This window comes from Pseudomonas juntendi, from assembly GCF_009932375.1.
GTDB classification, from domain to species: Bacteria; Pseudomonadota; Gammaproteobacteria; order Pseudomonadales; family Pseudomonadaceae; genus Aquipseudomonas; species Aquipseudomonas juntendi.
In genome coordinates, this window is the sequence record NZ_BLJG01000293.1 from 1 (window position 1) to 12520 (window position 12520).

General features: G+C 63.4%; 9 protein-coding genes. 2 read left to right on the top strand and 7 right to left on the bottom strand.

Annotated features, from left to right (window positions below; all coding sequences use genetic code 11):
- Positions 1 to 44: 44 nt before the first annotated feature.
- Both GYA94_RS24855 and GYA94_RS24860 read right to left on the bottom strand, forming a co-directional pair.
- Positions 45 to 2600 carry a PepSY domain-containing protein gene (locus GYA94_RS24855; protein WP_161893309.1) on the bottom strand — a complete coding sequence of 852 codons (2556 nt, stop codon included), beginning with the start codon at positions 2598 to 2600 and terminating at the stop codon, positions 45 to 47.
- 149 nt (positions 2601 to 2749) lie between these two features.
- A complete protein-coding gene (locus tag GYA94_RS24860; RefSeq protein ID WP_161893310.1) occupies positions 2750 to 5053 on the bottom strand; it encodes a TonB-dependent receptor in 2304 nt (767 codons plus the stop codon).
- Positions 5054 to 5273: 220 nt separating this feature from the next.
- Between GYA94_RS24860 and GYA94_RS24865 the strand changes: the two genes are divergently transcribed.
- On the top strand, positions 5274 to 5954 hold the full coding sequence (locus GYA94_RS24865) for a Fe2+-dependent dioxygenase (RefSeq protein ID WP_029885073.1): 681 nt from the start codon (positions 5274 to 5276) through the stop codon (positions 5952 to 5954).
- Positions 5955 to 5956: 2 nt separating this feature from the next.
- Complete coding sequence (locus tag GYA94_RS24870) at positions 5957 to 6706, top strand: tetratricopeptide repeat protein (RefSeq protein ID WP_029885072.1); 750 nt, start codon at positions 5957 to 5959, stop codon at positions 6704 to 6706.
- Between the two features lie 105 nt (positions 6707 to 6811).
- Here GYA94_RS24870 and GYA94_RS24875 read toward each other — a convergent pair whose 3' ends face one another.
- From GYA94_RS24875 to GYA94_RS24895, 5 genes are all read right to left on the bottom strand, one after another.
- On the bottom strand, positions 6812 to 7975 hold the full coding sequence (locus GYA94_RS24875; RefSeq protein ID WP_029885071.1) for a type III PLP-dependent enzyme: 1164 nt from the start codon (positions 7973 to 7975) through the stop codon (positions 6812 to 6814).
- A gap of 505 nt (positions 7976 to 8480) precedes the next feature.
- On the bottom strand, positions 8481 to 9638 hold the full coding sequence (locus GYA94_RS24880; protein ID WP_054911402.1) for an osmoprotectant ABC transporter ATP-binding protein OsmV: 1158 nt from the start codon (positions 9636 to 9638) through the stop codon (positions 8481 to 8483).
- Positions 9635 to 10288, bottom strand: coding sequence for an ABC transporter permease (locus GYA94_RS24885; protein ID WP_029885069.1), 654 nt, complete (start codon positions 10286 to 10288; stop codon positions 9635 to 9637). The genes GYA94_RS24880 and GYA94_RS24885 overlap by 4 nt, the downstream gene beginning before the upstream one ends.
- The gene (locus GYA94_RS24890) at positions 10285 to 11199 is read right to left on the bottom strand and encodes a glycine betaine ABC transporter substrate-binding protein (RefSeq protein WP_110680045.1); all 915 of its coding nucleotides are present in this window, start codon (positions 11197 to 11199) and stop codon (positions 10285 to 10287) included. The genes GYA94_RS24885 and GYA94_RS24890 overlap by 4 nt, the downstream gene beginning before the upstream one ends.
- A gap of 13 nt (positions 11200 to 11212) precedes the next feature.
- A complete protein-coding gene (locus GYA94_RS24895) occupies positions 11213 to 11926 on the bottom strand; it encodes an ABC transporter permease (protein ID WP_029885067.1) in 714 nt (237 codons plus the stop codon).
- Positions 11927 to 12520 lie beyond the last annotated feature (594 nt).

Consider the following 12520-nt stretch of genomic DNA (forward strand, 5'->3'; position numbering starts at 1 on the left):
GGCTTGCCAGCGATAGGGCCCGTGCCGGCTACATCAAAGGCTGATCAGTACACATCCCGCCGATACCGCCCATCCTCGATCAATTGCTGCACAGCACCCTCCCCAAGGATGCCATTGAGCGCCGCATCCACCCCCGCAGCCATGCCTTGCAGGCTGCCGCAGACATACACACACGCACCCTCTGCCAGCCAACGCTTGAACGCCTCGGCCTGCTGCAGCAACACATCCTGCACATACACCTTTTCGGCTTGATCGCGAGAGAACGCCAGGTCCAGCCGTGCCAGGTCGCCGTTGGCCAGCCAGCCTTGCAGCTCTTCACCACACAACAGGTCATGGGCGCGGTTACGCTCACCGAACAGCAGCCAGTTGCGCTGCTCCCCCGCATTCACCCGCGCCCGCATCAGGCTGCGCAAGCCGGCCAGTCCAGTGCCATTGCCGATCAGGATCATGGGTGCGGCGTGGCCCGGCAGGTGGAAGCTGCTGTTGCGGCGCAGGCGCAGGCTCAGCGTGCCATTGAGCGGCAGGTACTCGGTCAACCAGCCGGAACCCAGGCCCAGCTGCCCATCGGCGTGGCGCTCCTGGCGTACGATCAACTCGAGCACGCCATCGCTGGCAATCGAGGCGATGGAGTATTCACGGCTGCCAATCGGCACCAGGGCATCGACCAGCGCCTGCGGCTGCAGGCCGATCAGGTGATCACGGCGCGTGGGCAACTGGCGACCGGCCAGCGCCTGGGCCAGGGTTTCACTCAGGCCATTGACCTGCACCGCTGTGGTTGCATCGACCGCCATGCCCTTGAGGAACGCGGCGACCCGCGGTGGACCATTGAGTGGCAGCACCTCCACCAGGTCGCCAGCCTCCCAACTGACCGGGGTTTGCGGTTGCAAGCCTAGCAGGTAGACCGGCCGGCCCTGGCTGCCGGGGTTGAGCAGCTTGCGCTGCACCAGCGTCCAGTTGGCGAAGCTTGGCGGTTGCCAGGCGGCCACCGGCTGGGCCCCGGTCAGCTGCGCCAGCGCTTGCTGCCACTGCTGCAGGGCAGCCTGGTCGGCATTGTCCACTTCCACCGGGCTGAATGCGCTGTTGGCCCCGCGCTCGGCGAGCCACGCTTGCAGGCGGCGGGCGAAACCGCAGAAGTGCGGGTACTGGCGATCGCCAAGGGCGAGCAGGGCGTAGCTGAGGTTGTTCAGCGCCCAGGGTTGCCCGAGCACTTTGCGCTCGAAGGCGCGCGCGCTGTCGGGGGCTTCACCGTCGCCGAAGGTGCTGACTACAAACAGTGCGCGGCGGGCCTGGCGCAAGTCTTCCTCACCCAGTTCGGCCAGGGCGCGGACCTGCACCGGCAGGCCGGCTGCCTGCAACTGGCCAGCACTCTGCCAGGCCAGTTGCTCGGCCAGGCCGCTCTGGCTGGCGAAACCGATCAGCCAGCTGTCGCCGTTGCCACTGTTGCTGGCAACGCTGCCGCGAGCGGCGCGCACCTGGCGCTTCTTGCGGCGGCGGTCGAGGTACAGCAGCCAGCCGGTGACGAAGAACAGCGGCATGGTCAGGCTGGCGATGGTGACGATGATGCGCCCCGGCAGGCCAAAGTATTCACCCACATGCAGGGCGTAGACGCTTTGCAGCAGTTGGGCCTTGAAGGATTTGTCGGTATAGCGCTCCTGGCGCCTGACCTGGCCGGTGGCCGGGTCCAGCACCAGGGTGTTGAAGGCCCGTGGGTGGTCGGCGCTGTCCAGCAGGTAGAACAGGTTGGCCGGCTGACCGCCTGCCGCTGGCAGGCGCAGGTTGTACGCCGCAAGGCCAGGCCCGGCAGCCTGTTTGAGGCTGGCCCAGATGGCATCGTAGTCGACCGCCCGCGGCGGCGCGTTGGGGTCGACCTTTTGCGGCCCGTGTCGGCCTCGGCCTTCACCGCGTTTGTGCTGCTGGCCAGCGGCCGGCGCATCGGCCAGCAGCCTGTTCAGGCCTTCGCGGTACCACTCGTAGGACCAGAACAGCCCGGTCAGGGCAAACAGCAGGTAGAACAGCAGGCACCAGGTGCCGGCCACGGCGTGCAGGTCCCAGTTGAAGGCGCGGCCCTTCTTGGCCCAGTCCAAGGTCAGCCATGTGCGCCAGTTAAGCGCCTTGCGCGGCCAGCGCAGGTACAGGCCGGACAGGCAGAAAAACACCAGCAGCAGGGTGCAAGCGCCCGTGATCTGCCGGCCGGTATCACCCATCGCCAGGAAGCGGTGCAGGGTGAGCATGAGGTTGAAGAAGCCTTGCCCGGCCACTTCGCCCTTGAGCTCGCCGGTGTACGGGTCGGCGTAGCGCAGCAGGCCACGGCGTTCGCCCGGTGCGGGCATGAAGAAGATACGCGCGGCATTGCCTTCGCGCACATCCACCCACAGCATCGATACCTTCTCGTGTTGCTGGGCTTCGACCCGTTGCACCAGCTCGGCTGGCGGCAGTACGCCTTCGGCGCGTACCTCGACCTTCAGCACGTCGGCATTGAAGGCGCGCAGCAGTTCTTCCTGGAACGAGTACAGCGCTCCGGTAATGCCCATCAAGGCCAGCACCAGGCCAGCGGTGATGCCAAAGAACCAGTGCAATTGGAACAGCGTCTTCTTCACCACATCATCACCTTGTGTTTCTGCCGCATGCTGCGCGGCGTGCATTATGCCTTGATACGCAAAAGCCCCGCTCACGGAGATGAACGGGGCCGGGGTGGGTGTTTTTTAGCGTGTTGCGTTTTACCAGCGCCGCCCGGTCAACCCAACCCCTGTCAGAAGTGCACGCTGGTGGTCAGCAATGCCGTGCGCCCAGCCGCCTGGTTGGCGAAGTGGGTAGAGAAGGCCTTGTCGTAGTAAACCTCGTTGGTCAGGTTCTGCACGTTCAATTGCAGGTCGATGTTCTTGGTCAGCTTGTAGGCAGCCATGGCGTCGTAGCGTACGTAGCTGTCGACCATGGTGGTGTTGGCTACGCTGCCGTATACGTCATCCACGTAGAACGCACCGCCGCCCACGGTCAGCTTCGGTGTAATCGCGTAGGTGGTCCACACGCTGGCGCTGTTGTTCGGGGTGTTCGGCAACTGGTTGCCGTCGTTGGCCTTGCCCAGCGGGCCGCCGTCGATCTGGCGGGCCTGCATGTAGGTGTAGCCAGCGAACACTTGCCACTTGGCGGTGATCTTGCCACTGGCCGACAGTTCGATACCCTGCACGCGGGTTTCGCCGACGTTCTCGTAGCTTGTGGTATCGACCTGAACGCGCGCGTTTTCCTTCTCGGTGCGGAACAGCGCGGCGGTCAGCGACAGGCGCTGGTCGAGCAGGTCCCACTTGGTGCCGATTTCGTAGTTGGTGGTTTCTTCCGGCTCCATGTCGCTGCTCAACAGGTTGCCGGCACGGTCGGTGGTGTTGCCCAGTGGGTTGGCCTCCATGCCTTCGCCCAGCATTGCACCCGGTGGGGTAGCAGAGGTGGCGTAGGACACGTAGACGCTGCCGTTGTCGGCCGGTTTCCATACCAGGCCCAGCTGGCCGGTGACGAACTCGCTGGTATCCTTGCCTTTGGCGGCTACGCCCTTGGCATTGACCACGGTGGCGCCAGCAGCGTCATAGGTGCGGTACTGGGTATCGAAGTGGTCGTAACGCAGGCCCATGTTCACCAGCCATGCAGGCGACAACTCAAGGGTGTTGAATACATACAGGGCGCGGGTGTCGCTCTTGGTATCGGTGCCGGCGTAGTTGCGGGCGATGCTGCCGTTCCACGGGTCATCCGGGTTCGGGTTGCTCAGCGAGGTGCAGTTGTAGCCGCTGTTGGCGCCGATCAGGCCGGGGTTGCACACGGATGCGTTCAGCCCGGTGTTGGTGTTGACGGTGTAGCTGGAGCGGTCGCTTTCTTCGCGGCTCAGCTCGATGCCGGTGGAGAAGCTGTTCTTCATGCCGCCCAGGTAGAACTCGCCAAACAGGTCGGTCTGGTTGGTGGTGGTGGCGGTGTTGCCAACGCGGGTGTTGGCCCGGCGCCAGACGCTGCCGTTGTTGACGTTGCCCTTGCTGTCGTCCGGTTGGGTGAGGATGTAGTCCTGCATGCTGTTGCCGTGGCGCAGGGTGTTCTTCACGGTCAGCGCGTCGGTAAGGTCGTGTTCGATGGCGAAGGTGGCAATATCCACCCGGCTCTTGCGGAAGTCGCGACCGCTCAGGCCATAGAAGTTGTCGCTGTCGCCGCCATCATCCGGCTTGCTCGGGTGGGCCGAAGTACGGGCGGCGCTGCCAGCCAACGGGATGCTGTACGGGATGCCCGAATCCGGCAGGTCGTCGCTTTCCAGGTGGTAGTAGTCGAGGTTGACGCGGGTCGGCGTGCCCAGGCCGAAGGCCAGCGACGGGGCGATGCCCCAGCGGTCGTAGTTCACCTTGTCGCGGCCGGCGACGTTGCTTTCATGGGTCATCAGGTTGAGGCGGCCGGCCACGGTATCGCTGAATTGGTAGTTACCGTCGAAGGTATAGCGTTGGGTCTGGTCGCTGCCCCAGGTCCAGGCACCGTCCAGCGAGTTGCCCAGGTGCGCGCGCTTGCTCACCAGGTTGATGGTACCGCCCGCTGCCCCGCGGCCACCTACGGCGGAGTTCGGGCCCTTGGCCACTTCAACCGACTCGATGGCGAAGATTTCGCGGGTTTGTGCGCCAGTGTCGCGCACGCCGTCCAGGTAGGTGTCGCCCTGGGCGTCGAAACCGCGAATGAACGGGCGGTCGCCTTGCGGGTTGCCACCTTCGCCGGCGCCGAAGGTAATGCCTGGCACGGTGCGCAGCGCGTCTTGCAGGGTCAGGGCGTTGGTATCCTTGATCACCTGTTGCGGGATCACCGTGACCGAGCGCGGGGTGTCCACCAACGGCGCAGTGTACTTCTGCGAAGCTGCGCGCTCGGCTTTGTAGTCGCTGCTGGCCTGCTCAGCCTTGCCGTTCACGCTGGTGGCATCCAGGGTGATGGCACTGCTGGCAGCCGGGTCGGCGGCGTAGGCCGACGATGCGCCAAGCGCGATGCCTATGGCGCTAACGATCAGACGCGGTGAGCTTACTGCAGATGGTACGGACTGGCGCATTGCTGGAAACCTTCCCCAAGGTGGTGAGGCGGCGGATACTAATGTAAGCGATTGTGACTAACAATTGAGATTCGTTACCATTCGTGAAGAATTTACAATCTTTACAATTTGCCCTTGAATTTCCATTCGGCTGAAACGTCGTAAGCGGCGAAAAGGCTTGTGTAGCGCAAAAGGGAATCAATATCATTGGGCCTTTACAGTTCCCGACGGTAACCTTGCCATGCTGCTGCACATCCCAGGCCTGTTCGCCGCTGACGAACTGGCCCGTATTCGCGAGGCGCTGGAGCAGGCTGACTGGGCCGATGGCAAGGTCACTGCCGGCTACCAGTCGGCCAAGGCCAAGCACAACCTGCAACTGCCAGAAGGGCACCCGCTGGCCAAGGAAATCGGCACCGCGCTGATCGACCGCCTGTGGAAAACCCCGCGCTTCCTGTCGGCGGCGTTGCCGCACAAGGTGTTCCCGCCACTGATCAATTGCTACCGCGAGGGCGGCAATTTCGGCTTTCACATCGACAATGCCCTGCGCCAGCCCAAGGGCAGCCCGGAGCGCGTGCGTACCGACCTGTCGTCCACGCTGTTTCTCAGTGACCCGGGCAGCTACGACGGGGGGGAACTGGTCATTCAGGACACCTATGGTGAGCAGCAGGTCAAGCTGGCGGCCGGTGACCTGGTGCTGTACCCCGGCACCAGCCTGCACAAGGTCAACCCGGTCACCCGCGGGCAGCGCTATGCCGCCTTTTTCTGGACCCAGAGCCTGGTGCGTGAGGACAGCCAGCGCGCGCTGCTGTTCGAAATGGACAATGCCATCCAGCAACTGACGGCCGATGTGCCAGAACACCCTGCGTTGCTGCAATTGACGGGCACCTACCACAACCTGCTGCGCCGCTGGGCCGAGGTCTGACCGTGGGCTATCAGTTGCGGCGTGAGGAAGTGCTGGACGTGGCCGGGTTGCGGGCCATGCTTGAGCAAAGCCCGGGCAAGGCGGCCCAGGCCATCCTGGCAGCGGCGGGGCAGGGCGTGGTCGAAGCGCAGTTGCTGCTGGGGCAGATCCTGCTCGATGGGCGCGGGATAGAAGCCGACGCCGAGGTTGCCCGGCGCTGGTTTGCCATTGCCGCGCAAGGTGGCAACGCCATGGCGCATAACATGCTCGGGCGTTGCCTGGAGCATGGCTGGGGCGGTGCGGTAAACCTGGCTCAAGCCGCCGTGCACTATGCCCGCGCCGCCGATGCCGGGCTTGCCTGGGGGCTGTACAACCTGGGTAACCTGCTGGCGACCGGGCGTGGTGTGCCGGCCAACCAGGCGCAGGCGCTGATGTGCTACGAGAAGGCCGCACAGCAGGGGCATGCCAAGTCGATGAACCTGTACGGGCGCTATCTGGAGCAGGGCATTGCCACCGCGCCCAGCCCCGCGCGTGCGGTGCGCTGGTATCGCCGGTCGGCCGAGGCAGGGGATTTTCGCGGCATGTTCAGCCTGGGGCTGGTGCTGGTCGAGCGTGGCCAGGTGGCCGAGGCTGCGCCTTGGCTGGAGCGTGCGCGGGTCGAGGGTAACCTGAACTTCCTGCGTGCGGCGCTGGTGACCCTGCAGGGCGCGGGGCCGGTGCTCATGGCGTTTGCCGCGCGCTATGCCGAGGAAATCGAACGGCGCGAAGCTTGAAGTTGCCTGTGCTGGCCCAATCGCCGGCAAGCCGGCTCCCACCTCGACAGCGCTGATCTCGGCATCTGCACACATGAAAACGGGGCCTCGCGGCCCCGTTGTGCATTACAGGTAGTAGGCCTTCAGCGGCGGGAAGCCGTTGAATTCCACTGCGCTGTAGCTGGTGGTGTAGGCACCGGTCGACAGCCAGTACAGGCGGTCACCAATGGCCAGGTTCAGCGGCAGGCCGTACTTGTAGTTCTCGTACATGATGTCGGCGCTGTCGCAGGTAGGGCCGGCGATGACCACTTCTTCGGTTTCGCCTTTCTTCTCGGTCCAGATCGGGAACTTGATGGCTTCGTCCATGGTTTCGATCAGGCCGGAGAACTTGCCCACGTCGGTGTAGATCCAGCGCTCGACGGCGGTACGCGACTTGCGTGCAACCAGCACCACTTCGCTGACCAGGATGCCGGCGTTGGCGATCAGCGAACGGCCAGGTTCGAGGATGATTTCCGGCAGCTCGTCACCGAAGTCTTCCTTGAGGAAGCGAATGATTTCTTCGGCGTAGGTTTCCAGGCTGTTGGTACGGGTGATGTAGTTGGCCGGGAAGCCACCGCCCATGTTGATCAGCTTCAGTTCGATGCCGTCTTCTTCCTTCAGGCGCTCGAAGATCACCTTGACCTTGGCGATGGCGGCGTCCCACACGCTGATGTCGCGCTGTTGCGAACCGACGTGGAAGGAGATGCCGTAGGGCACCAGGCCCAGGTCGCGGGCCAGGATCAGCAGGTCCATGGCCATGTCGGTCTGGCAGCCGAATTTGCGCGACAGCGGCCAGTCTGCAGTGGTCGAGCCTTCGGTGAGGATACGTACGTACACTTTCGAGCCCGGGGCGGCCTTGGCGATGTTGCGCAGGTCGGCTTCGGAGTCGGTGGCATACAGGCGCACGCCCTTCTCGTAGAAGTAGCGGATGTCCTTGGACTTCTTGATGGTGTTGCCATAGCTGATGCGGTCAGCGCTGACGCCGCGGCCCAACACCTTGTCCAGCTCGTAGATCGAGGCGATGTCGAAGCTCGAACCTTTCTCCTTGAGCAGGTCGATGATCTCGACAGCCGGGTTGGCCTTCACCGCATAGTAGACCTTGGCGAATTCGAAACCCGCGCGCAGGTCGTCGTAAGCCTGGCTGATCATCTGGGTATCGATGAGTACGAACGGGGTTTCCTGCTTGTCGGCGAACGCCTTCATTTTCTGGAAGGTATCACGCGCGAAATAGTCTTCGACCTGGATCGACATGCTCAGGGACTCCATGGGCAAACTGAAAGATTAAGTGGCTGCAAACTGAACGTCCTCCGTATCCCCACTTTGGTTCGCCTACTCAGTACTTGAGCCGGATGGATCGTTTCCAGCATGGACGTTCGGCGCGCACTTTAGGGCGTGAAGAATGCAGAATCAACAGGCAATCCTGGCGTGATCGGCGTTGATCGGCCACCTGTCGTTTGAATAAACGACTCATATGACCGGCTGATGTTCCCGGTGGTGTTTCAAGCGTAAAAAATTGTGGAATGGACCACGTCGGCTCATGTGCGGTTGAGGCCGCTGCTACAGGGTTTTGACCCACCCTGTGGCAGCAGCCTGATACCCGATGGCACCAGAGGTGTTCATATTTATGGCCACGCTTTTCTGGTACCCACGTGCCGAAAATCGCGCATAAATTTTTTGTTACCGACCAACGGATGCGACGTTTCAGGTGCGTGAAACCCGGATCCGCACCTTGCTGCGCATCACTGGGCAGCGCGCCTCACGATGCCACCGCCTCCGCTGGGGAGACGATGCTGGTCTTGGCGCCGCGCGAGCGGCCGGAACTCAGGTACGCCGCAATCGACTCCTGTGTCACCTCGCCGAGGAACACCTGCTCGGCATCCAGCACCGGCAACCACGCCCGGTTGAACTCGTACATGCGCGACAGCAGGATGCGCAGGTGCTCGTCGTGCGAGGCAGTGGCATTGAACGGGCGCAGGAAGTCACCACAGGTGCCCTGCTGGCGGTGCATGTCCCGCCGGCGTACATAGCCCAGGGCCTTGTTCTGCGCGTCGGTGACCACCACGTAGCGGCGGTCGTGTTCGTCGAGCAGTTCCAGCGCATCGCTTACCGGCGTTTCCGGGCTGACCGCCGGGGCGTTGTCTGCCGCATCTTCGGCGCGCACCAGCAGCAGGCGCTTGAGGGTGCTGTCCTGGCCTACGAAGTTGCTCACGAACTCGTCTGCCGGGTGCGCCAGCAGGGTGTCCGGGTGGTCCAGCTGCAGCAACTTGCCGGCACGGAAGATGGCAATCTTGTCGCCAAGCTTGATCGCTTCGTCGATGTCGTGGCTGACCATGATCACGGTCTTGTTCAGCGCCCGTTGCATTTCGAAGAATTCGTTCTGGATCATTTCACGGTTGATCGGGTCGACCGCGCCGAACGGTTCGTCCATCAACAGCACCGGCGCATCGGCCGCCAACGCGCGGATCACGCCGATACGCTGCTGCTGGCCACCGGAAAGCTCGCGCGGGTAGCGTTGCAGGTACTGTTTGGGCTCGAGCTTGATCATGTGCATCAGTTCGCGGGCGCGTTCGTGGCATTTCTGCTTGTCCCAGCCGAGCAGGCGCGGCACCACGGTGATGTTCTCTTCGATGGTCATGTTGGGGAACAGGCCGATCTGCTGGATCACATAGCCGATGTGCCGGCGCAGGGTCACTTCGTCCAGCCCGGTGGTGTCCTCGCCATTGATGAACACCTGGCCCGAGGTTGGCGTGATCAGGCGGTTGATCATTTTCAGCGTGGTGCTTTTGCCGCAGCCCGATGGGCCGAGGAACACGCAGATTTCCCCTTCGTTGACGGTGAGGCTTACCGCGTCGACGGCTTTGACGTCCTTGCCGTTGACGTTGAAGGTTTTGCTGAGGTTCTTCAGTTCGATCATGAGCGCAGTCCTTCTGGAGTCAGGGCACGTTGCAGGGTTTGCAGCAGCAGGTCGGCGATGATGGCCAGCAGGCTGACCAGTACCGCGCCGACCAGCAGCATCGACATGTCGCTGCGGCTGATGGAGGTCAGGATCAGCACGCCAAGGCCGCCGGCGCCGATGGTGGCGGCAATGGTCATGACGCCGATGTTCATCACCACGGCGGTACGCACGCCGGCGAGGATCACCGGCACGGCGATGGGCAGCTCGACCATGCGCAGGCGCTGGCCGAAGGTCATGCCGATGCCGCGTGCGGCTTCGCGGATGCCGGGTTCGACATTGGTCAGGGCCAGGTAGGTGTTGCGCATGATCGGCAACAGCGAATACAGGAACACGGCGGTAATCGCCGGTAGCGGCCCGAGGCCTTGGCCGAATTTGGAGTAAAGCGGCAGCAACAGGCCGAACAGGGCAATCGACGGGATGGTCAGCAGTACCGTGGCGCTGGCCTGCAGCGGGCCGGCAAGGGCCGGGAAGCGGGTCATGAGGATGCCCAGCGGCACGCCCACCAGAATCGCCAGGCCCACGGCCACACCGACCAGCATGATGTGTTGGCCGGTCAGGTTCAGTACCTGGGCCCAGTCGAGGTGGTTGAAGGTATCGATCAGGTTCATGGCTGGCCCTCGCTGGTCAGTGGGTGATCGCGCAGGAAGGCGGCGGCCACGGCGGTCGGGTTCTGGTGCTCGACATCGACCTTGGCGTTGAGCTGGCGCATGGTTTCATCGTCCAGTTGCTCGGCCAGCGGTTTGAGCAGCCCCGCCAGCTGCGGGTTGGCGTCGAGCACGGCCTTGCGCACCACCGGCGCGGCCGTGTAGTCAGGGAAGTAGTGCTTGTCGTCTTCCAGCAGCTTCAGGTTGAAGGCGCTCAGGCGGCCATCGGTGGTGTACACCAGGCCGGCGAACACCTGGTTGTTGCGCATGGCGGTGTAGACCAGGCCCGCGTCCATCTGGCGGATGTTGGCACGGCCCAGTTGCAGGTCGTACATCGCTTTCAGGCCGACCAGGCCATCGGGGCGGTTGGCGAACTCGGTGTCCAGCGCCACCAGGTGCTTGCGCTCGCTTTCGTCACGCAGTACCTGGTTGAGGTCGCTGATGCTGTTGACCTGCGGATAGGCCTCGGCCACTTGCTTGGGCAGGCCCAAGGCGTAGGTGTTGCTGAACTTCGACGGGGTCAGCCAGACCAGGCCCTTTTTCGCGTCCAGCGCCTTGACCTTGGCGTAGGTGGCTTCGGCGCTGGGCATGCGTTCTTCGATGTGGTTGTACGACACCAGCGATACGCCGGTGTATTCCCACATCAGGTCGAGCTGGCCGGTTTCCTGGGCCTGGCGCGCGATGTTGCTACCCAGGCCGGTCGTGACGCGCACGTCGAAACCGTTGGCACGCAGGTACTGCGCGGTGATTTCGGCCAGTACGGTCTGTTCGGTGAACACCCGCGCGCCGATGCGGATCTGGGGCTTTTCCGCTGCCTGGGCAAATCCTGCGAACAGCAGGGCCGCGCCCAGCAGCAAGGCGATTGTTTTCTTCATGCGTTCCCTATCCTTAGTGGGCCAGGCCACGTTCCAGCCAGCGCTTGCTGGAGAAATTCACCGCCGCGTCCAGTAGCAGGGCCAGCAGTGCGGTACAGGCGGCCCCCAGCAGCAGTTGTGGCTGGTTGTTCAGGGCGATGCCGGGGAAAATCAGGCTGCCCAGGCTATTGGCGCCAATCAGGAATGCCAGCGGTGCGGTGCCCACGTTCAAGGCCAGGGCCACGCGAACACCGCCGACAATGATTGGCACGGCGTTGGGCAGCTCGACCTGCCACAGTTGCTGGCGTGGGGTCATGCCAATGCCCGTGGCGGCTTCCTTGAGCGAGGCGGGGACGTTTTTCAGGCCTTCGTAGGTGTTGCGCACGATGGGCAGGAGGGAGGCGAGGAACAGTGCGAAGATCGCCGGCCCGGCGCCGATGCCCAGGATACTCAGGGCGATGGCCAGAACGGCCAGGGGGGGGATGGTATTGCCAACGTTGAAGAACTGCATGAAGCGCTCGGCTTTGTCGACCCGGTGCGGCCGACTGAGCGCAATGCCGGCGGGGATGCCCACGGCCAGTGCCGCCGCCATCGAAGCCAGCACCAGTACCAGGTGCGCTTGCAGGTAGAACCCAAGATCGTCGCGATACCGCGCGATCGTGTCGATGCCGATCCAGTGGACCAGCAGGGCCAGGATGACGAGCACGGCGGCCCATCCCAACAGCCCTTTACCGTAGCGTTTAGCCACAGGCGGACTCCTTGTGTTGTCGGCGAGCACACTTCTTGGTTGCCGGCCAGGGGTGGCGGCGGGTGGTGTGTTCGCGAGTAGCAGCCAGATGCAAACCGAAGGCTGCGATCTGGCCATGAGCCGAACCCCGTCGGGCCCGAAAATGCTGATGAAACCAGCCCTCAACCGAAGCGGGTTGCAGGGGAGTGGACGTCTCCAGGGCCCTAAAGGTTCCCATTTGAGGCGGCATTTGGCCAGCGTTAATCACTGGGGGAATGCAAATCTGGCGAGAGAAAACAGCGGCTTGGCGCGCTGCAGGCGTTGAAATAACTGCCCTGTGGCCATTTGTCGTGATAAAGCGATTGTGTGGTGAATCTGCTGGGGCAGTGCTGGCCCTATCGCTGGCAAGCCAGCTCCCACAGGGATCGCATCAGGGCTGACAGGTGTTTGCCACAAGGTATGGCAGCGCCTGTTAGAGCGAGCGCCGCCCGCGCGGCGCAATCGCGAGCTGCGCTCGCTCCTACGTTTGTTTCGGGCCAATTATTCCTGTGGGATTTGCGCGCGAACGCCTTGGTGCATGCCTCAATATCGCGTCGTACGAACAAGGCGGCCGCG

Bases quoted from the DNA above. Each gene is read 5' to 3' on its own strand.
- GYA94_RS24860 (WP_161893310.1), bottom strand. From the start codon at position 5,053: ATGCGCCAGTCCGTACCATCTGCAGTAAGCTCACCGCGTCTGATCGTT.
- GYA94_RS24865 (WP_029885073.1), top strand. From the start codon at position 5,274: ATGCTGCTGCACATCCCAGGCCTGTTCGCCGCTGACGAACTGGCCCGT.
- GYA94_RS24875 (WP_029885071.1), bottom strand. From the start codon at position 7,975: ATGTCGATCCAGGTCGAAGACTATTTCGCGCGTGATACCTTCCAGAAA.
- GYA94_RS24880 (WP_054911402.1), bottom strand. From the start codon at position 9,638: ATGATCGAACTGAAGAACCTCAGCAAAACCTTCAACGTCAACGGCAAG.
- GYA94_RS24885 (WP_029885069.1), bottom strand. From the start codon at position 10,288: ATGAACCTGATCGATACCTTCAACCACCTCGACTGGGCCCAGGTACTG.
- GYA94_RS24890 (WP_110680045.1), bottom strand. From the start codon at position 11,199: ATGAAGAAAACAATCGCCTTGCTGCTGGGCGCGGCCCTGCTGTTCGCA.